Genomic DNA, 19,670 nt, shown 5'->3' with positions numbered 1-19,670 from the left:
TTGTTCCTTTCCACGTGGGGTTTCAAGTCAAAAGAGGTCTCAGGCCAGACGACGGGAGGGTCGGGTCTCCAAGGGGCCCAGGTCGGCCTTGGGTTCCAGACTGGTGCTCCAGACCGGCTCGGGCGCTGATGTGGGGTAGGTGACGAACACTGTTCCTTGCTTCAGTGCTATGTGGGCCGGTCTGCTGGGCAGGAACTCGTTGCTGACACCGGTGACCTGCTGGTTGGTCATGGTCATGCCGTCCGTCTGGTATTTGAGGCCCTGCTCGACCACACCCAGAGCCTGGTCGTCGGCCGCCAGGACGGAGACCATGGACTTGGGCGGGCAGTCCCAGGCCGGGAAGTCCAGGCTTCCGGGTCCAAGAGCCGTGACCAGCATTCCCTGGCCCCAGAGTTCGGCGCGGCCACCGCTGGCAGCAATCAGATGGATCAGGTTCAGATTGGCCAGCGTGTGGTCCATACGCCCGCCCAGACCGCCATATATAAGGAATCGTCGGTAACCCCGCTGCCAGCCTATTTTGACTGCGGCCAGCAGGTCGGTGTCGTCCTTTTCAGCAGGCAGGACACGGCGTGGGATGTCTGTGCGCAGCTTTCGGCTGCCAGCGGGCAGGGAGTCGAAGTCGCCTACGACCAGGTCGGGTTCGTCACCGTGCTCCAGAGCCGGCTCCAGTCCTCCATCCGCAGCTATGACCAGGGCTTGTTCGCCGCGTGCCGTCTCTTCACCGAAGTACTGTCCGGCACCCCAGATTCGGCAGAGCGGTGCCTGACCTGTACGGTCCGACTGACCGTCATCCTGCATAAGATTCTTCTTTCTGCGCTCGTCCATTGGACGCGCCCCCATCATTCCAGACCAACCAGACGGATCAGGAAGAGCAGCCACCCTTGCACCAGGGCCATGTAGGTCAGGGTTCCGCAGGCGATGCTGACCATCATGTTTCGCCAGCGCAGGTGGACCAGGGCTGTGACCAGCAGAGCCAGGGCCTCGTAGAGCCCGTGATCGCCTCCGACCAGGTTGGTGTGCCTCAACGAATAGACCACCAGCAGTCCCATGACGGCGGCTGGCAGCAGACGTCCCAGCCTGGTCACCAGGGCCGGTGGCCGACGTCCCTCCGGCCAGATTATGAAGGGCAGGAATCTGGTGGCCATGGTTCCCAATACCACAATGCCAATGGTGATCAGTTGCTGTGCAGTGGTCATGAGGCCTCCCTTTGGCTACGGAAGTCCAAGAGGATGAAGACGGCCAGGATGACCGCCATGGACGGGATGATGAACCGGTCAGGTCCAAAGACCAGCAGACAGGCCAAGGAGGCCAGCAGACCGATCAGGGCCGGCACGCGGGCCTCGGCCTGCCGCCACTGCTCCAGGAAGAGCACCAGGAACATGGCGGTCAGTACGAAATCCAGTCCCCGGGTGTCGAAGTTCGCCAGGTTGCCCAGCACAGCGCCTAGTGTGGCGCCGCCCACCCAGTAGATTTGATTGAGCAGTGTGACGAAGAAGAGGTACCAGCCCTTGTCGGTTCCGGCCGGGTGAGGATCGGCGGACTCCAGGGCGAAGGTCTCATCGCACATGCCGAAGATCAGGTAGGGTTTCTTCCGGCCCGTCCCTCGAAAGACCGGCAGCATGGCCAGGCCATAGAAGAGATGGCGTGCATTGACCATCAGGGTCAGCATCAGCGCGCCCCAGGGATTGAAGGTGGACAAGAGCAGGTCCACGGTCACGAACTCCATGGATCCGGCGTAGATCAGGGCACTCATGGCCAGCGGGTAAATCACCGGGAATCCGCGGCTGGTCATCAGGAAGCCATAGGAGATCCCCAGCACCAAGAATCCGGCCATGATGGGCAGGGTCCGTGGGAAGGCCGCAGCCAGGGAGCCCAGGATGGTCCCGGAGGACCTCGTGTCTTCGTCAGCGTCTTCCTGCGCTCGCTGCATGACCCGCCTCCTGACTTCGATTTGGAGATGGTCATATGATAATCGCCTCTTGCGCCGCAAGGACAGACTGGTCGACAATGTGAGAAGGCTGTCAAGAGGCAGGAAGGACGGAATAGCGGCTCTGCGGATCTGGTTGAACCTGGCGATAGGCACTGGTATGTGAGGAGGAATCATGGACAAGAACAAGATTTCGACCAACAACCCGGCCACGGTCGTTCTGGCCGGGGGATGCTTCTGGGGCATCGAGCGGTTCTTCCAAGAGGTGGACGGGATTATCGACACTCAGGTGGGATACGCCCAGTCCACAGTGCCCAACCCAAGCTATGAGCAGGTCTGCAGCGGTGTCACCGACGCTGTGGAGAGCGTGCGGTTGACCTATGATCCCCAGACAGTCACTCTGCGGACCCTGACCCTGCTTCTGCTGGATCTGATCGACCCCTTCTCGGTGGATCGGCAGGGCAATGACCGGGGCAGGCAGTACCGCAGCGGCCTCTACTGGGATTCCGAGCATCGCGAGCAGGAAGAGCCTGTCTTCCGTCGCGCTCTGGAGGAGCTGGAGCGCAGGACCGGCCGTCAGCCCGCTGTGCAGGTGGAGGCCTTGATCAACTTCTATCCGGCGGAGGAGTCCCACCAGGACTACCTGCTCAAGAACCCCGGCGGATACTGCCACATTCCCCTGGAGGCCATCGCCAACGCCGCCTCCCGCCAGCGCTACATCGAGCGCATCTGGTCCCTGGACCCTGAAAGCTACGAGGTCACCCAGCACTCGGCCACCGAACGGCCCTTCGCCAACGCCTACGATGGGGAATTCCGCCCGGGCATATATGTGGACGTGGTCAGCGGCCAGCCGCTCTTCTCCTCGACGGACAAGTACGACTCGGGTTGTGGCTGGCCGGCATTCACCAAGCCCATAGATCCCGACCTGCTGGTCAACCGCAAGGACTACAAGCTGCTGGGTCGTCCTCGGATCGAGGTGCGGACGGCACAGACCGGAATCCATTTGGGACACGTCTTCGACGACGGCCCGGCTGACCGTGGCGGGCAGCGCTATTGCATGAACTCCGCCGCCCTGCGGTTCGTTCCGCGGGACCGGATGGAGGAGGAGGGTTACGGAGACTACCTGCCCCTGGTGGACGGAGCAACCGCCTGACTAGGCCCGGTCCTAAGGGTTGTGTTATACTGCTACTCGGCTTGAGAAATCAAGAAAGCGGATGATCCCACCTGGGAGCCTTCCATGGCTTCGGGTTCGACCCGCGCCGGTGACGGTTGACCGTCAGTATTACGGTGCAGGCATTGACGGTTTCGTTGCTATACGGCTGCGACGGTCATGTTCGAAACCTATGGGTTCTTCGCCGGGCAGTGGATGTTGTGGTATTTGAGAAGGAGTCATCATTAGCGACGAACCAAGGATTAACGACGATATACGAGTGTCTCAGGTACGCCTGATCGGGCCCAACGGCGAGCAGGTGGGAATCATTGCGACCTCCGTCGCCCTCAACCTGGCCAAGGAGGCCAACCTTGACCTGGTCGAGGTTGCGCCCAAGGCCAAGCCTCCGGTCGCCAAGCTCATTGATTACGGCAAGTTCAAATACAACGAGAAGATCAAGGCTCGTGAAGCGCGCCGCAACCAGAGTATGTCGGAGATCAAGGAGATCCGCTTCAGATTGAAGATCGACGACCACGACTTCGAGGTCAAGGAAGGGCATGTGCGTCGCTTCCTGTCCGCCGGAGACAAAGTCAAGGTCACCATCATGCTGCGTGGGCGCGAGCAGTCACGGCCCATCGGCGGCGTGGAGCTCCTGCGCAAGCTGGCTGATGACGTCGCGGATCTGGGCTCCATCGAGTTTGCCCCCAAGCAGGAGGGGCGCAACATCATTATGACCCTGTCACCCAAGGGCAAGAAGATCCATACCCAGTCCGAGCAGCGTCGGCGGGGCGGACAGGCCCGTGCCGAGCGCAAGGCCCGTCAGGCGGCCCATCTGGCTGCCAAGGCCGATGAAAAAGAGACTGCGGGCTCCAACAATACTTCTCCCAAGCAGATGAAATCCAAGGAGGGCAGCAATGCCGAAGATGAAAAGTAACTCCGCCGCATCCAAGCGCGTCCGGACCACGGGTTCGGGCAAGCTCATGCACGCCGGGACCGGTATGCGCCACAATCTGGAGCACAAGTCGGCCAAGAAGCGTCGCCACCTGTCCACTGATGAGGTGCTCGCTCCGACCCAGTCCAAGAACATGAAGAGGATGCTGGCCCGCTGAGCGGGTGCTGTCGCGTCGAGTGAGATTTTAGAAAGCTGAGGAATATCTATGGCACGAGTCAAGCGGGCAGTCAACGCGCATAAGAAGCGTCGGGTCGTCCTGGAGCGGGCGTCAGGCTACCGTGGCCAGCGCTCACGTCTCTACCGCAAGGCCAAGGAGCAACTGCTCCATTCATATACATACAACTTCCGGGACCGCAAGGCCCGTAAGGGCGACTTCCGCAAGCTGTGGATCCAGCGCATCAACGCCGGATGCCGCGCCCAGGGAATCACCTACAACCGCTTCATCCAGGGTCTGCGCCTGGCCGGGATCGAGCTGGACCGCCGCGCCCTGGCCGATCTGGTCGTCAACGACATCGACACCTTCAACGCCATCGTGGCTGAGGCCAAGAAGGCCCTGCCTGCCGACGTAAATGCTCCGGTCGCTGCCTGATCAGCGGACCTGAACACTGTATTGCAAGAACCTCGCCTTTCGCGGGGTTCTTTGCATATTTGACCATTCCTCGGTGGAACGGTAAGTTGATTGACGACAATGATGCCGGGAGCCGCCATGAATGATGATCACAGCCTAGACGCGTCGGCTGTCTCGGCAGAATCAGCAGGTCAAGCCAGTCCATCATCTCGCAGCGGTACATCCATACTGGCCAGAATTAATCAGCCGCGCCCCATCCTTCGGTCGCGGATCTTTCTTTATGTAACGGAGTTCTTTTCTGGCATGGCCGTCATGGCTGCCGAGCTGGGGGCCTCTCGTCTGCTGGCTCCTTACTTCTCGTCTTCTCAGATTGTATGGACCATCATAATCGGGACCATCATGATCGCCTTGGCCCTGGGTGCCGTCGTCGGCGGACGCTGGGCCGACAGGAATCCAGACCCGGACAGGCTCTACCTGTGCATTATGGCGGCGGCCGTCTGGATCGCCCTGATCCCCCTGGTCGGCAAGTATCTGATCATCCTGGTTTCGGGACTGCTGATCGTGGCTGTTTCCACCAACTTCCTGGTCCTGGCGGCCTTTATCTCCTGCCTGATCATCTTTGTTCCGCCCCTCTTCCTCCTGGGCACCATCACCCCGGGCCTGGTCAAGAGCGCCACCGATTCCCTGGACGACAACGCCTCGGTGGTCGGCCGGCTCAGCGCCTGCAATACCGTGGGATCCATCCTGGGCACCTTCCTGCCCACCTTTGTGACCATCCCGGCCGTGGGGACCTTCGTCACCTTCCTGATCTTCTCCGGAATACTGCTCCTAGTGGCCTTAATCTACTTTCTTTCCTCCCACGTGCATCGCCTGGCCTGCTTCATGGCCACGGTGGCCTTTGTCATCTCGGCCGCCCTGTCGCCGATGACGGGGTTCGCCTTCTGGGAGAAGGGCCTGGCATATGAGGGCGAGTCCATCTACAACTACCTGCAGGTCAAAACCCTAGCGGATAGAACCATCCTTTCCACCAACGTCCTCTTCGGCGTCCAGTCGGTGACCATGAAGCACCCCGGGATGACCGGCATGTACTACGACACGGCTTTGGCAGCGCCGCTCATGGCCAATCAGGCCCGCTCGGCCCTGATCCTGGGCATGGGGACCGGGACCTACGCCCGGCAGCTGAAGCGGTACTATCCGCGGATGGCCATCCAGGGGGTGGAGATCGACCAGTCCATCAGCAACCTGGCCATCAAGTATTTCGACCAGCCAGCTGATGTTCCGGTTTCCACCTATGACGGCCGAGCCTGGCTGGCGGCCAGTCGCCAGTGCTACGACCTGATCATGGTCGACGCCTATCAGGACATCACCATACCCTTTCAGATGAGTTCCACCGAGTTCTTTAGCCTGGTCAGGAACCACCTGAATCCTGGCGGGGTCATGGTGGTCAACATGAATATGATCGACGACGGTCAGGGGTCCATCAATGCAGCCCTGACCAATACCATTACCAGGGTCTTCGGCTCCGATGCCATCCTGACGGCCGATGTGCCCCAGACCACCAACCGCGAGCTCTTTGCACGTCGCCCCGCTTCCGAGGATTTTTCGGGAGCAGGAGGGGATAAGAGGGAGGCCATGAGGGACTATCCAGGTTCCGATCTGCTGGCGGAGTCCGCTGCCAGGGTCAGCCCTGATCCAGACCTGTCCGAGATGATGAAGCAGGTTAGCTCCCGCCTGAACACGGTTGGGGAAGTAAATGGGAGGGTATTGACTGATGACAATGCGCCAGTGGAGCTGCTTGGCATGCACGCCATTGACGGAATCATCAGCAGGGAGGCCGGCCCCTATCGACGGATCCTTCAGCAAGAGGGGATTCAAGGACTGATCCGGGATGTTTCCTGAGATGCCGCCGCAATCCCAAGCACGTTGGAAGTACAGGAACAGGGGAGTGGAGCGTTAGAATATGCCCTAAAGACCAGCACTGATGAAGAGAACCGGAGGTTAAGCAGTAGTGGACGGTGATCATCAGGAGGGGCTGACTGCATTGCTGGATCAGTTCCTGGCTTACACCGGTCTGGAGCGGGGTCTTGCCCCCGCCACGGTCAAGGCTTATAAGTCCGATCTGATTATGTACATCAACTGGTTGTCCGGTCACGGCATCACCAGCATGGGGCAGATCCAAACCGTCGATGTGGAGGGTTTTCTGGCCCACCTGGCCGACGAGAGTCCAGCCAGCCGCTCACGGAGGATGGCCGCTGTTCATGAGTGGCACCGGTTCGCTCTCAAGCAGGGAGTGACCGACCAGGATGTTTCTCGTACGGTCAAGGCTCCCAAGGGCACCTCGGCCCTGCCGGATGTGTTGGACGTGGACCAGGTGACCCGGCTGCTGGATGCGGCTGCGATGGGCGGGTCCAAGGATCCAGTGGTCCTGCGGGACAAGGCCCTGCTTGAGTTCATGTACGCAACCGGCTGCCGGGTCTCGGAGGCCGTTGGCACCGACCTGGAGGACATGGACCTGGACGAGCGGGTGGTCCGTCTGACCGGCAAGGGCGACAAGCAGCGTCTAGTGCCGATAGGTTCCTACGCTTGCCAGGCCATGGAGGCCTACCTGAATCTGGGACGGGCCAGCCTGTGTGATCGAGCCACCAAGAGCAGGGAGTTGAGGGCAGTCTTCCTTAACAAGCGGGGCAAGCGGCTGACCAGGCAGACCGTCTGGCAGGTGGTCAGGGACGCCGGTCGCCGGGCGGGCCTGAACAGACCTCTGCATCCCCACACCCTGCGGCACTCTTTCGCCACGCATCTGTTGGAGGGAGGCGCCGACGTGCGTTCGGTCCAAGAGCTGCTGGGCCATGCCTCGGTGACCACGACACAGATTTACACACACGTCAGTCCCCAGGCCCTTATGGAGACCTACCAGACGGCCCATCCCCGCGCCCGCTGACCCGCCAACCCGCGAATGCTGGTGGAAACTTGATAGGGTAGAGGCATGCCTACGGATTTGTTAGGGCGCGAGTATGAGACGTTCGCTGCCCCGGAGCCTTTGAAACAGCACGGCCCGGCCCGTGTCCTCGCCATGTGCAACCAGAAGGGCGGTGTGGGCAAGACCACCTCATCAATCAACATCGCTGGGGCCATGTGCCAGTACGGGCGAAGGGTGCTGATCGTGGACTTCGACCCCCAGGGTGCGGCCACTGTGGGTCTGGGCATCAATGCCAACAGCGTGGACAACACCATTTACACTGCCATGTTCGACCCGTCACTGGATGTTCACGAGGTAGTCAGGCACACCCGTTTTGACGGGCTGGACATCATCCCGGCCAATATTGATCTGTCGGCCGCCGAGATTCAGCTGGTTACCGAGGTCGGTAGGGAACAGGCTCTGGCAGCCACCATCCGGCCCCTGCGGCAGGAGTATGATGCCATCATCATCGACTGTCAGCCCTCGCTTGGACTGCTGACCGTCAATGCGTTGACTGCCGCGGACGGGGTCATCATTCCCGTGGCGGCCGAGTTCTTCGCCCTGCGCGGCGTGGCCCTGCTCATGCAATCCATTGAGAAGGTCCGTAGCCGCATCAACCCTGACCTGCAGGTTTACGGGGTTCTGGTCACCATGTACACCAAGACCCTGCATTCGGACGAGGTGCTTCAGCGTATCTACGAGGCCTTCAGGGGCAAGGTCCTGCACTCCATCATCAGCCGGTCCATCAAGCTGCCCGACGCCACGGTGGCCGGTGAGCCCATCACTATGTTCGCACCCGAGCACAAGACCGCCAAGGAGTATCGGGAGGTTGCCCGGGAGTTGATCGCCCGCGGCATCGTGGCGTGAGCGGATCAGCGGACGGCTTCGCCGTCGACCTGGATGTCTACCAGGGGCCCTTCGACCTGCTGCTGGGCATGCTGGCCAACCGAAAGCTCTCCCTGACGGAGGTTTCGCTGGCCTCCATCACTGGGGAGTTTCTGGACTACGTACGCACACTGGACTTCAGTCAGGGTCTGGATCAGGCCAGCGCCTTCCTGGACGTGGCCTCTGTTCTGGTAGAGGCCAAGAGCGCTGCCCTCCTGCCAGTGGAGGACGAATCCATGCGTGACCAGGCCTCCATGGATGCCCTTCGTGAGCGTGACCTGCTCTTCGCCAGACTTCTGCAGTACAGGGCCTTCAAGCAGGCTGGACAGGACTTTCGAGCCAGGCTGGCCGCCAACTCGGGCCGCTACCCGCATCCCGGCCATCTGGAGCCCCAGCTGGCCCATCTGCTGCCTGATCTGGTCTGGACCCTGGAGCCAGAGGATCTGGCCCTGCTCTGTGCCAATGCCCTGGTCAACGCTCCGGCCTCCCAGGTCCGTCTGGACCAGTTGCACGTGCCCCTGGTCGACCTGAACAAGGAGGCCGACCAGGTTCGCCAAGCCCTGCTGGCGCAGCCCGGGCAGCCGTTGGCTTTCGCCGATCTTGTCGCCTCCTCCAAGGGCCGGGCGCAGGTGGTGGCCCGATTCCTGGCTGTGTTGATTTTCTTCAGGCAGGAGCTGATCCAGTACCGTCAGGATGGCCCCTATCAGCCGCTCTACCTGCGCTGGGTTGGGCCGACCCAGGAGCCGGAAACTGCCTTGATTAGTGAGGGGGACTTCGCATGAGCCAATCCTCGGCGCCCGACACCCGTCCTGAATACGTGGACTTCGACGTGCAGGACTTTCCCGGTGGACTGACTGCCTGCCTGGAGGCCATTTTGGTGGCCACGGACCGGCCGCTGACCGCAGAGGATTTTTCCCGGGTGCTGGCCGTGGATCCGGGTCCGGTCAATGCCGCCCTGGAATCGCTGGCCGAATCCTATAGCGACCGAGGATTCGAACTGCGTCGGACCGCCCGAGGCTGGCAGTTGACCAGCAGGGCCGCCTACCAGCCCGTGGTGGCGGCTTTCGTCAAGGACGGTCAGACGGCCAGACTTTCCCAGGCGGCCCTGGAGGCCCTGGCCATTGTGGCCTATCGCCAGCCCATGACCCGTGCCCAGGTGGGCCAGATTCGCGGGGTCAACTCAGACGGGGTCATCAGGGCCCTGCTGGTGCGTGGCCTGGTTCGCGAGGAGGGCTTGGACGAGCAGACCCGCGCCGCGCTGCTGGTTACCACCGACCTCTTCCTTGAACGGATGGGTCTGCAATCCTTGGAGGATCTGCCCTCCCTGGCCCCCTTTTTGCCCGACGAGGACTCAGCTCTGGCCCAAGCACGCCAGGAGCTGTCTGGGCAGCCCGGATCCTCGGATCCTGCCCAGGGTTCTCCCCAGGGCGAGGGGGAGTGAACACCTGTCACGCAAAGCGGTTACACTTGTCTCTGTTTGTCCAATTCCTGGACCACGCCAGCCGGCAGCTAGGCCGGTGGGGGCATGGATAGCATTCACGAGAATGAGGTTTTGATGGCGGTACGCGGCGATATACGAAATGTGGCGATTGTGGCACACGTTGACCACGGCAAGACCACCCTGGTCAACGCCATGTTGCAGCAGTCGCACGTCTTCTCCGAGCGGGAGGAGGTGCCCGACCGAGTCATGGACTCCAACGACCTGGAGAAGGAGAAGGGCATCACCATCCTGGCCAAGAACACCGCCGTCAAGTACACAGGCCCCCTGGCAGCCAAGCTGGGCGAGCCCGACGGCATCACCATCAACGTGGTGGACACCCCTGGCCACGCTGACTTCGGCGGCGAGGTGGAGCGTGGCATCTCCATGGTCGACGGCGTAGTCCTGCTGGTGGACGCCTCCGAGGGGCCTCTGCCCCAGACCCGCTTCGTCCTGCGTAAGGCCCTGGAGGCCAAGCTGCCCGTCATCCTGGTCATCAACAAGACCGACCGTCCTGATGCCCGCATCTCCGAAGTGGTCTCAGAATCCACCGATCTGCTCCTGGGCCTGGCTCAGGACGTGAGCGAGGAGGGAGTGGACCTGGATCTGGATTCCCTCCTGGACCTGCCGGTCATCTACTGCGCTGCCAAGGCTGGTAAGGCCTCCGTCAACCAGCCCGCCGACGGCGCTGTGCCAGACAACGACGATCTGGAGCCTCTCTTCGAGGCCATCCTGAATAACATCCCCGCCCCGGAGTATGAGGAGGGCGCCCCCCTGCAGGCCCATGTGACCAACATTGACGCGTCCGATTACTTGGGCCGTCTGGGTCTGGTACGCATCTACAACGGCACCCTGACCAAGGGCCGCCAGTACGGCCTGTCGCGCGTGGACGGATCCATTGAGAACTTCAAGCTGACTGAGATCCTGCGTACCAAGGGCCTGCAGCGCTCCCCAGTGGACGAGGCCGGCCCCGGCGACATCGTGGCTGTGGCCGGTGTTGAGGACATCATGATCGGCGAGACCATCGTCGACCAGGACGATCCGCGCCCCCTGCCTCTGATTCACGTTGACGACCCGGCTGTCTCCATGACCTTCGGCACCAACGACTCGCCGCTGGCCGGCACTGAGGGCAAGGACCATAAGCTGACCGCCCGCATGCTCAAGGACCGTCTGGACCGCGAGCTGATCGGCAACGTCTCCATCAAGGTGCTGCCCACCGATCGGCCCGACGCCTGGGAGGTTCAGGGCCGTGGCGAGCTGGCCCTGGCCATTCTGGCTGAGCAGATGCGCCGCGAGGGCTACGAGCTGACCGTAGGTCGTCCCCAGGTGGTCACCAAGACCGTGGACGGCAAGATTCAGGAGCCCATGGAGTCCGACACCATCGATGTGCCCGAGGAATACATGGGCGCAGTCACCCAGCTCATGGCCGATCGCAAGGGTCGTATGGAGACCATGACCAACCACGGCTCCGGCTGGGTTAGGATGCAGTTCACTGTGCCCTCCCGTGGCCTCCTGGGCTTCCGCACCGCCCTGCTGACCGCCACCCGCGGCACCGGCATCTCCTCGTCGATCTCCGCTGGCTACGCCCCTTGGGCAGGTGATATCAAGACACGGCAGAACGGATCCATGGTTTCCGACCGCTCCGGCAAGGCCAGCCCCTATGCCATGCAGAAGCTCCAGGCCCGCGGTGAGTTCTTCGTCAAGCCCCAGTCGCCCGTCTACGAGGGGCAGATCGTGGGGATCAACAACAAGCCTGGCGACCTGGACATCAACATCACCTTGGAGAAGCACATGACCAACATGCGTTCCTCCACCGCCGACGTGCTGGAGACCCTGACTCCGCCCATCGACATGAGCCTGGAGGAGTCTTTGGACTTCGCCAACGATGACGAGTGCGTGGAGGTGACACCCGAGTCCATCCGCGTGCGCAAGATCATCCTGGACCGGGATGCCTGGTATAAGTGGAACGCCCGTCAGCGCAGGGCCAACAACAAGTAAACCTTTTCTCACAATCGGATCAGTGCGACCCGGCCGCCCCACGGTGACCGGGTCGGACTAGTCTTGAATCCATGAAGTCTCAGGTTTCCAAATCCAAGGACCAGACCGTCTCCCATTCGACGGGGGAGTCTGACAAGGCAAGTCCCTTCCGTTGTTTGCTGGGCCTGCCCATCGGGCTGGCGGTGGGCGTGCTGGGTACTCTGGTTCAGCGTTCCGGAGCCGCTCAGGGTCTGCCTTGGGGGATGGTCCTGGCCTATCTGCTGGTGGCCCTGGCCGCCTGGTGGGTTCGTTGCGATAGCGGCACCATGGGCCTGGCCCTGCATCTGGTGGCCTCCACGGTCACGGTCTGGCTGCTCTCCATGCGGGGGCCGGGCGGCGATGTGCTCATGCCCTATGCCAACTTCCCTACATTCTTTGCCAAGTATGCGGTCTTCCTCTGGATGGGCGGGCTGGTCCTGATCCAGACCTTGGCCATCTGCCTGCCGGCCTCCTGGTTTTCTGACGGCCCCCTGCGTCGTCAGGGGGGATCCGCATGAGTCAGGCTCTGTCAGAATCACGGGTGACTCTGCCCGATCGTATTCCTTTGCACTTCCTGGGACCCGAGGGGACCTTCACCCATCAGGCCGCCCTTGAGGCCACCAACCTCATGGAGACAAGGTTGGGCTGCCAGGCTGATCTGAGTCCCTGTACGGATGCAGCTGCCATTGTGGCCGCCGTGGAGGAGGGCCGAGGCTGGGGAGTGCTGGCCTGGGAGAACAACGTGGAGGGCCATGTGGTGCCCAACATGGACGCCTTGATTGATGCTCAAGCGGTAGCGGGCTTCGGCATGGTCCGTCTGCCCATCGTTTTCGACGCCTTCGTCCGGTCCGACCATGGCCCCCTGAGCCAGGTCGGCGCCCACCCTCACGGACTGGCCCAGTGCAAGGGCTTCATCAAAGAGACCGGCCTGAATCCGGTGACAGCCAACTCCAACGCTGCGGCCTGCCGTGATCTGGGCCCTGATCAGGTGGCTCTGGGTCCGCGCATCTGTGGGAGCCTCTACGGGCTGGAGACCTATCGGCGTGAGGTGCAGGACTATCAGGGGGCCCGAACCGATTTTCTTCTGTTGGCTCCCCGGAATCAGGCCGCCGGGCTGGCACGCCGCCTGGCGCCGGGCGGGGATTTCGAGTCCATCATCACCTTTATTCCCCTGAATACGGGGCCGGGCGTGCTGGCGAACCTGTTGGACCGTCTGCGCGATGCAGGCTTGAACATGACCTCATTCATGTCCCGGCCCATCAAGGGGCACGACGGGACCTACAGCTTCGTAGCCAGCATCGACGCCGCACCATGGCAGAAGGGTCTGCATCAGGTGTTGGACAACCTGCTGGAAAGGGGGGACTGGCTCAAGACACTGGCGGTTCATCCGCGCACCCCGCATCCAGCCCCACCCATACGTGAATGGATGCTGCCCAGGGCGGGGGCCTTCCGGGGTGAGGACCCCGATTCCGAGACGATCAGCAAGGAGTTGTTATGGTAGATGAATCCGCGTCTTTCCCACATATGGACCTGTCTGGGCCCGAGCACATGCATCCGATAGCGGGCATGGCCGCCTCACCAGTGCTGACATCGGCCCACAAGATTGCCGTTGCAGGGCTGGGTCTGATCGGCGGATCACTGGCCCGACGCCTCGCCGCCCGGGGTCGATTCGTGATTGCGTGGAACCATAATGACCGTCCCTACGAGCAGGCCCGCAGCCAAGGGATCCATTGCGTGGACACCTTGGAGGAGCTGGCCAAGGGCAAAGCAGACGTGCTGGTACTTGCCACACCCTTGCGTGCCATGCCCGACGTGCTCAAGGCCTTGGCGCCGGTGCTGACCCGTGGTACCACCCTGACCGACGTGGGCAGCGTCAAGGGTCCGGTCCGTTGTCAGGTCGAGCAGGCAGGTCTGGCCGATCGTTATGTGGGCGCCCATCCCATGGCTGGCAGCGAGGGCTCCGGCTATGAGGACTCGGACCCTGCCCTGCTGGAAGATGCCCTCTGGGCCCTCTGCGTCGATGAGCGTACGGACTACAGCCGCTTCCTGACCGTAGCCGATATGGTCACCCAGGGGCTGGGGAACAGACTGATTGCTCTGGACGATGCCACTCATGACCGGGCTGCGGCACTGATCTCGCATATGCCTCATGTGGTGGCCACCGCCCTGGCCAACATGCTGACGAGATCGTCTGACCGTCGTGTGGCCTCGGCTCTGGCGGCCGGATCCTGGCGGGATATGACCCGTGTAGCCCTGACCGACCCGGAACGGACCCGGGCCATGGTGGAGGAGAACGCCGACCAAGTGGCCGATCTTCTGGATGTCCTGGTCGAGAATCTGCAGGGCATAGCTTCTCTTTTGCGGGACCAGGAGCCAGAGGCCGATGGAAAGCGTCAGGACTTCTTCCTTCAGGCCGATCCCTTCCGGCGCTACAAGGCTGCCTTGGCATACCAGGAGCAGATGCCCACAACTGGTTTGGAGTTGGATCCGCAGGGGGGCAACTGGCGGCAGGAGCTGCTGGATTCGGCCTTGCGCGGCGAACAGGTCTCGGCCTTCCTGACCACCAGCAGGGCCCGGGTGCTGCACCCGCCGGTCATCGACTGAAATTCTGAGGGTCCGGGCGAGGTGAACGGCGTTCCGGAACCGGCTTCAGTGCCACCATGTCTTCTGCTTGGAGGGTCACGCGCTCCCCGGGACGCGATCCGTTGGCTGCTGGATCCCTGTCCAGGATCAGCCGCCGTCCGTTCCAGTCAACCACATGCCCTACGTAGTCGCGGAACTTGGTCCTTCCGTCTTCCGGGTCTGGCCCCAGAGCAATCCTGACCACCAGCCGCGCTCCGGCCGGTATGGTTGCTGGCAAACGCATGGCCATCCACCTCCTGGATCAGTATCACCTGCGGCTGCGACGAGGACGAAAGCGCCTAGACTGTATTGCACATACTGCACAGCCAAGTGAAGGGAGTGCTCGCAGTGGACCAGGATCTGCAGGACTTCACCGACTATCTTTCCCGGGTGGCAGGCAAGAGCCCCAACACCGTGCGCTCCTACCGGGCCGACTTGGCGGGCTTTCTGCATCTGATGCATTTGCATGGCATCAATGACCCTGCCCAGATCGACCTGGCCGCCATCAGATCCTGGCTGACCCACGAGGCAGCCACTCACGCCCGTTCGACCATGGCCCGGAAGACGGCGGCGCTGAGGTCTTTCTTCGGCTGGCTGAGCAGGCACGGCCGGATCGAGACCGACCCCACCCTGGCCCTGAGCAGTCCCAAGCAGTCCGAACACCTTCCTCGAATCCTGACGCATGACCAGGCCCGCACCCTGATGGATACGGTTGACCAGGATCCGGTCGAGCCCCGAGAAGACAAGAAAGTTCAGGCGGCCCTGCAGGTGCGCGATGCGGCCATGCTGGAACTGCTGTACGCCACGGGCATGCGTGTGGCCGAGCTCTGCGGACTGGACCTGGATGACGTGAACCGGCACAGCCGCACTGCAAAGGTTCTGGGCAAGGGGTCCAAGGAGCGGGTCCTGCCCTACGGCCTGCCAGCCGATCGCGCCTTGGACCGCTGGCTGCGGGAGGGGCGGCCGGTCCTGGCGGGCTCAACGGCCAAAGCGGCCCGCAAGGCAGGTCAGGCCCTCTTCCTGGGTCAGCTTGGCGGCAGGGTTGGCCAGCGGCAGGTCCGTAAGGTGGTTCATCAGGCGGCTGGCCAGGCTGGGGTACCCGACATCGCCCCCCACGCCCTGCGACACTCGGCAGCCACGCATATGCTGGATGGGGGAGCCGACCTGCGCGAGGTTCAGGAGATGCTGGGTCACTCCTCCCTGCGGACCACCCAGCGTTACACCCACGTCTCCATCGAGCAGTTGCGGGCCCGATATAGGCAGGCTTTTCCACGGGCTTGAGATTCGGCAAATGAGACAAGTCTTGTCCTGTGAAACATCCTGGTATCAGAATGTGGCGTATCGCAGCCTACATGTCAGTCAAGGTACGTCAGTCCAGTACCTTCGAAGTGTATGCGCGAGGTTGAGAACCAGTTAAAGGGAGCAGCAGCAATGAAAAAGGGTTCAAAGCTTACGCTCGTGTCCGCGACCATCTGTGCCTTGGCGCTTTTGGCAAGCGGTTGCGGCAGTGGCAGCAGTACCAACACCGAGGGTGCCGAGCAGTCCTCCGGCAGCCGGTCCAGCAACAACGCCGTGGTCTCGGTCCATGGGTGTGAACCGGCCCAGCCGCTCATTCCCAGCAACACAGTGGAGAGCTGCGGCGGGCAGGTCGTTGATGCCATCAACTCCAGACTGGTCCGCTTCGACGACCAGGGCAGGGCCCACAACGATCTGGCCTCGGAGATCAAGGGCAACGATGACATGTCCCAGTACAAGGTCACCCTGGTCGACGGACGCAAGTTCTCTGATGGCACCCCTATCACGGCCAAGTCCTTCACCAGGGCCTGGTCCTGGGCTGCCAATGTGAACAACGGCCAGCTGAATGCCAGCTTCTTCGCCAACATCAAGGGCTTCGACGATCTGCAGAAGCAGGGTGTGCCTGCGGATGCTCAGTTCTCCGGGTTGAAGGTCATCGACGACAAGACCTTCACCGTGGACCTCATCTCGCCCTCGTCCACTTTTCCCATTCAGGTGGGCTATGGCGCCTTCGCACCGCTGCCTGAGTCCTTCTATAAGGACACCAAGGCCTATGGGGAGAAGCCGGTCAGCTCGGGTCCCTACAAGTTCGATTCCTGGCAGCACAACACCATGGTCAAGCTCAGCAAGAACAGCGATTACGGAGGGGAGGTCAAGGTTCAGAACGGCGGCATCGACTACAAGGTCTACACTGAGATGGGTTCGGCATATTCCGATGTGCAGGCAGGCAACCTGGATGTGATCGACAGGATTCCAACCTCTGCTGTCAAGACTTTCATGACCGATAGCATGGTGCAGAGCTATAACGAACCCGGTTCCGGCCTGCAGATGTTCACCATCCCCACCGCCATGGAACACTTTGGGCAGGATCAGGAGGGCCACCTGCGCCGTCAGGCCATCTCCATGGCAATTGACCGCAAGATGCTGATTGACAAGGTTTTGGGCGGTCTGGGTGTGCAGCCCACCGACTTCACCGCACCGACTATCCCAGGCTATGCCAAGCACCTCAAGGGTTCGGACAACATCAAGTACAACGCCAAGAAGGCCAAGGAGTACTGGGCAAAAGCTGATGCCATCAGCAAGTGGCCTGCTGACAGGAGTTTCCGGATGCTCTACAACGCCGATGGCGGTTCCAAGGACTTCTATGACGGCATGGCCAACTCCATCAAGAACACGCTGGGCATCAAGGCCGAGGCCACCCCTGTGCCCACCTTCAGTGAGTTCCGTGGCAACATCAAAAAGCGCCTTTACAATGATGCGGCCTTCAGATCCTCCTGGTCGCCTGACTATCCCTCGCCTGAGAGCTACCTGATGAGTAACTTTGCCAGCTCTGCGGCCGATGGCAACGGATCCAACGACGGTGACTACAAGAATCCGAAGTTCGACTCGTTGCTGAAGCAGGCTGCCATGGCCAAGGACACCAATGAAGCCAACAAGTTCTTCCAGCAGGCCGAGGAGATTCTTCTGCAGGACATGCCTGCGGTGCCGCTCTACAACCCCACCAACAATGGCGCGTCCGCCAAGAAGGTCCATGGGATGCGTCTGGGCTGGGACGGTTATCCGATCTTCGCGGAGCTTTCCAAGGACCAGTGATGATTGCGAACAGCCCTATGTGCGCCAGAGTTTCCGTCGAGCAGCTACGGGCCTGAGACCGGCTAATGAGATGAGACTTGCCTTACGAAACATCTTCGTACCAGAATATAGCGTATTGTGGCTTACACGTCTGTCAGGGATCTTTGAGGTTCGGTCATCCTAGTGTCCTTGGTTGTAGACGTGACGTTGACACTCAATAAACAAATAAAGGGAGCAGTAATGAAGAAGGGTTCACAGCTTACGCTCGTATCCGCCACTATCTGCGCCTTGGCGCTTTTGGCCAGCGGCTGCGGCAGTGGTTCTGACACTAAGGGCGCCCAGCAATCGTCCAGCAGCCAGTCCGGCAATAATACTGTCGTTTCAATCCGTGGATGTGAGCCGGCCCAGCCGCTCATTCCTAGCAATACTGTGGAGAGTTGCGGCGGTTCGATCGTCGACGCCATCAATTCCAAGTTGGTCCGCTTCGACGACCATGGCAAGGCCCACAATGATCTGGCCTCGGAGATCAAGGCCGATGATGACATGACTCAGTACAAGGTCACCCTGGCTGATGGGCGCAAGTTCTCGGACGGTACTCCCATCACGGCCAAGTCCTTCACCAGGGCCTGGTCCTGGGCAGCCAATGTGAACAATGGCCAGCTTGGATCCAGCTTCTTCGCCAACATCAAGGGCTATGACGATGTGCAGAAGGAGGGTGCGCCTGCTGATGCCCAGCTGTCCGGGCTGAAAGTCGTAGATGACAAGACCTTCACTGTGGATCTAAGCTCGCCTTCCTCCACCTTCCCTATCCAGGTGGGCTACACTTCCTTCGCCCCGCTGCCCGATTCCTTCTATAAGGACACCAAGGCCTACGGTGAAAATCCTGTAAGCTCGGGTCCCTACAAGTTCGATTCCTGGCAGCACAACACCATGGTCAAGCTCAGTAAGAACACCTCCTACAAGGGTGATGTCAAGATCCAAAACGGGGGCATCGACTACAAGATATACACCGATATCGGCTCGGCCTATGCTGATGTACAAGCAGGCAACCTGGACGCGATCGATACCATCCCTACTTCGGCTCAGAAGACCTTTATGACCGACAGTTTGGTCAAGGGCTACAACAAGCCCGGCTCCGTCCTGCAGATGTTCACCATCCCCACCACCATGGAGCACTTCGGCCAGGATCAGGAGGGCCACCTGCGCCGTCAGGCCATCTCCATGGCTCTAGATCGCAAGATGCTGATTGACAAGGTGCTGGGCGGTCTGGGCGTGCAGCCTACCGACTTCACCGCACCGACCATCCCAGGCTATGCCAAGAACCTCAAGGGTTCCGATAACTTGAAGTACGATGCCAAGAAGGCCAAGGATGCTTGGGCCAAGGCCGATGCCATCAGCCAGTGGCCTGCTGACAAGAGCTTCCAGCTGGTCTACAACGCCGATGGCGGTGCCAAGGACTTCTATGACGGCATGGCCAACTCTATTAAGAATACGTTGGGGATCAATGCAGTGGCTACTCCTGTGCCCACCTTCAGCGAATTCCGTGGCAACGTCAACAAGCGCGCCTACAAGGATGCAGCCTTCCGGTCGGCCTGGTCGCCCGACTACCCATCTCCTGAGAGCTACCTGTTGAGCAACTTTGCCAGCTCGGCTGCCGACGGCAACGGGTCCAACGACGGCGATTACAAGAACCCCAAGTTCGACGACCTGCTGAAACAGGCTGCCAAGGCCAAGAACACTGACGAAGCCAACAAGCTTTTCCAGCAGGCCGAGGAGATCCTTCTACAAGACATGCCTGCGGTTCCGCTCTACTACTCCAATAACAAGGGTGCGTCAGCCAAGAATGTGCAGGGATTGGTCATGCGCTGGGACGGCCATGCGAACCTTGCGGAGTTGTCCAAGAAAAAGTAATGATCGTGCCGGAAACGGCATAATCCGTCGTCGCCGACCCGGCCGGCTTCGCAGCAAAGCGAATCCGTACCCGGGTCTTATGCACTGGCAGCGGATTCGGGAAACCAACTAAAGGAAAG

General features: G+C 61.2%; 20 protein-coding genes. 16 read left to right on the top strand and 4 right to left on the bottom strand.

The window, feature by feature from the left end:
* Nucleotides 1–39: 39 nt before the first annotated feature.
* From H3T90_RS02165 to H3T90_RS02155, 3 genes are read right to left on the bottom strand one after another with little or no spacing between them, the layout of a single operon-like run.
* Complete coding sequence (locus tag H3T90_RS02165) at nucleotides 40–825, bottom strand: thiamine diphosphokinase (RefSeq protein ID WP_198229436.1); 786 nt, start codon at nucleotides 823–825, stop codon at nucleotides 40–42.
* Nucleotides 826–839: 14 nt separating this feature from the next.
* Complete coding sequence (locus tag H3T90_RS02160; protein ID WP_198229435.1) at nucleotides 840–1,196, bottom strand: branched-chain amino acid transporter permease; 357 nt, start codon at nucleotides 1,194–1,196, stop codon at nucleotides 840–842.
* Nucleotides 1,193–1,930 carry an AzlC family ABC transporter permease gene (locus tag H3T90_RS02155; RefSeq protein WP_198229434.1) on the bottom strand — a complete coding sequence of 246 codons (738 nt, stop codon included), beginning with the start codon at nucleotides 1,928–1,930 and terminating at the stop codon, nucleotides 1,193–1,195. Before H3T90_RS02155 ends, H3T90_RS02160 begins: the two co-directional genes overlap by 4 nt.
* A 172-nt stretch (nucleotides 1,931–2,102) precedes the next feature.
* On the opposite strand from H3T90_RS02155, the gene msrB reads away from it, so the two are divergent.
* The 13 genes from msrB (at nucleotide 2,103) to H3T90_RS02090 (ending at nucleotide 14,535) form a co-directional block, all read left to right on the top strand.
* Entirely contained in the window at nucleotides 2,103–3,080 is a 978-nt protein-coding gene (gene msrB, locus H3T90_RS02150; protein ID WP_198229433.1) for a peptide-methionine (R)-S-oxide reductase MsrB, read from the top strand.
* 238 nt (nucleotides 3,081–3,318) lie between these two features.
* Nucleotides 3,319–4,011: a translation initiation factor IF-3 gene (gene infC, locus H3T90_RS02145; protein WP_121913680.1), complete on the top strand. Its 693-nt coding sequence runs from the start codon at nucleotides 3,319–3,321 to the stop codon at nucleotides 4,009–4,011.
* The gene (gene rpmI, locus H3T90_RS02140) at nucleotides 3,992–4,186 is read left to right on the top strand and encodes a 50S ribosomal protein L35 (RefSeq protein ID WP_015021617.1); all 195 of its coding nucleotides are present in this window, start codon (nucleotides 3,992–3,994) and stop codon (nucleotides 4,184–4,186) included. Before infC ends, rpmI begins: the two co-directional genes overlap by 20 nt.
* Before the next feature lie 48 nt (nucleotides 4,187–4,234).
* Nucleotides 4,235–4,618 (top strand): 50S ribosomal protein L20, encoded by a 384-nt coding sequence (rplT, locus tag H3T90_RS02135; protein WP_015021618.1) that lies wholly within the window; start codon nucleotides 4,235–4,237, stop codon nucleotides 4,616–4,618.
* 282 nt (nucleotides 4,619–4,900) lie between these two features.
* Nucleotides 4,901–6,496: a spermidine synthase gene (locus H3T90_RS02130; protein ID WP_232350487.1), complete on the top strand. Its 1,596-nt coding sequence runs from the start codon at nucleotides 4,901–4,903 to the stop codon at nucleotides 6,494–6,496.
* 109 nt (nucleotides 6,497–6,605) lie between these two features.
* Nucleotides 6,606–7,535: a site-specific tyrosine recombinase XerD gene (xerD, locus tag H3T90_RS02125; protein ID WP_198229432.1), complete on the top strand. Its 930-nt coding sequence runs from the start codon at nucleotides 6,606–6,608 to the stop codon at nucleotides 7,533–7,535.
* 45 nt (nucleotides 7,536–7,580) lie between these two features.
* Nucleotides 7,581–8,420 (top strand): ParA family protein, encoded by an 840-nt coding sequence (locus H3T90_RS02120; RefSeq protein WP_046322744.1) that lies wholly within the window; start codon nucleotides 7,581–7,583, stop codon nucleotides 8,418–8,420.
* Nucleotides 8,417–9,220, top strand: coding sequence for a segregation and condensation protein A (locus tag H3T90_RS02115; protein ID WP_198229431.1), 804 nt, complete (start codon nucleotides 8,417–8,419; stop codon nucleotides 9,218–9,220). Before H3T90_RS02120 ends, H3T90_RS02115 begins: the two co-directional genes overlap by 4 nt.
* A complete protein-coding gene (gene scpB, locus H3T90_RS02110; protein WP_198229430.1) occupies nucleotides 9,217–9,879 on the top strand; it encodes an SMC-Scp complex subunit ScpB in 663 nt (220 codons plus the stop codon). The genes H3T90_RS02115 and scpB overlap by 4 nt, the downstream gene beginning before the upstream one ends.
* A 114-nt stretch (nucleotides 9,880–9,993) precedes the next feature.
* Nucleotides 9,994–11,913: a translational GTPase TypA gene (typA, locus tag H3T90_RS02105; protein ID WP_046322747.1), complete on the top strand. Its 1,920-nt coding sequence runs from the start codon at nucleotides 9,994–9,996 to the stop codon at nucleotides 11,911–11,913.
* 71 nt (nucleotides 11,914–11,984) lie between these two features.
* A complete protein-coding gene (locus H3T90_RS02100) occupies nucleotides 11,985–12,449 on the top strand; it encodes an alcohol dehydrogenase (protein WP_198229429.1) in 465 nt (154 codons plus the stop codon).
* Nucleotides 12,446–13,432 (top strand): prephenate dehydratase domain-containing protein, encoded by a 987-nt coding sequence (locus tag H3T90_RS02095; RefSeq protein ID WP_198229428.1) that lies wholly within the window; start codon nucleotides 12,446–12,448, stop codon nucleotides 13,430–13,432. Before H3T90_RS02100 ends, H3T90_RS02095 begins: the two co-directional genes overlap by 4 nt.
* A gap of 65 nt (nucleotides 13,433–13,497) precedes the next feature.
* Nucleotides 13,498–14,535 (top strand): prephenate dehydrogenase, encoded by a 1,038-nt coding sequence (locus H3T90_RS02090; RefSeq protein ID WP_198229580.1) that lies wholly within the window; start codon nucleotides 13,498–13,500, stop codon nucleotides 14,533–14,535.
* On the opposite strand, the gene H3T90_RS02085 is transcribed toward H3T90_RS02090, so the two are convergent.
* Nucleotides 14,525–14,797, bottom strand: coding sequence for a DUF6725 family protein (locus H3T90_RS02085; protein WP_198229427.1), 273 nt, complete (start codon nucleotides 14,795–14,797; stop codon nucleotides 14,525–14,527). The two genes, H3T90_RS02090 and H3T90_RS02085, sit on opposite strands and share 11 nt — an antisense overlap.
* Nucleotides 14,798–14,901: 104 nt before the next feature.
* On the opposite strand from H3T90_RS02085, the gene H3T90_RS02080 reads away from it, so the two are divergent.
* The 3 genes from H3T90_RS02080 to H3T90_RS02070 all read left to right on the top strand — a co-directional run bounded on the left by H3T90_RS02080 (nucleotide 14,902) and on the right by H3T90_RS02070 (nucleotide 19,551).
* The gene (locus H3T90_RS02080; protein WP_198229426.1) at nucleotides 14,902–15,834 is read left to right on the top strand and encodes a tyrosine recombinase XerC; all 933 of its coding nucleotides are present in this window, start codon (nucleotides 14,902–14,904) and stop codon (nucleotides 15,832–15,834) included.
* A gap of 150 nt (nucleotides 15,835–15,984) precedes the next feature.
* On the top strand, nucleotides 15,985–17,661 hold the full coding sequence (locus tag H3T90_RS02075; RefSeq protein WP_198229425.1) for a peptide ABC transporter substrate-binding protein: 1,677 nt from the start codon (nucleotides 15,985–15,987) through the stop codon (nucleotides 17,659–17,661).
* Nucleotides 17,662–17,880: 219 nt separating this feature from the next.
* Entirely contained in the window at nucleotides 17,881–19,551 is a 1,671-nt protein-coding gene (locus H3T90_RS02070; RefSeq protein ID WP_198229424.1) for a peptide ABC transporter substrate-binding protein, read from the top strand.
* Nucleotides 19,552–19,670: the final 119 nt, after the last annotated feature.

Origin of the sequence: Bifidobacterium polysaccharolyticum (assembly GCF_016101585.1) — a bacterium.
In the GTDB taxonomy this organism is placed as follows: Bacteria; Actinomycetota; Actinomycetes; order Actinomycetales; family Bifidobacteriaceae; genus Bombiscardovia; species Bombiscardovia polysaccharolytica.
The sequence above is the reverse complement of the archived record's forward strand: the minus strand, read 5'-3'. Positions and strand labels throughout refer to the sequence as shown.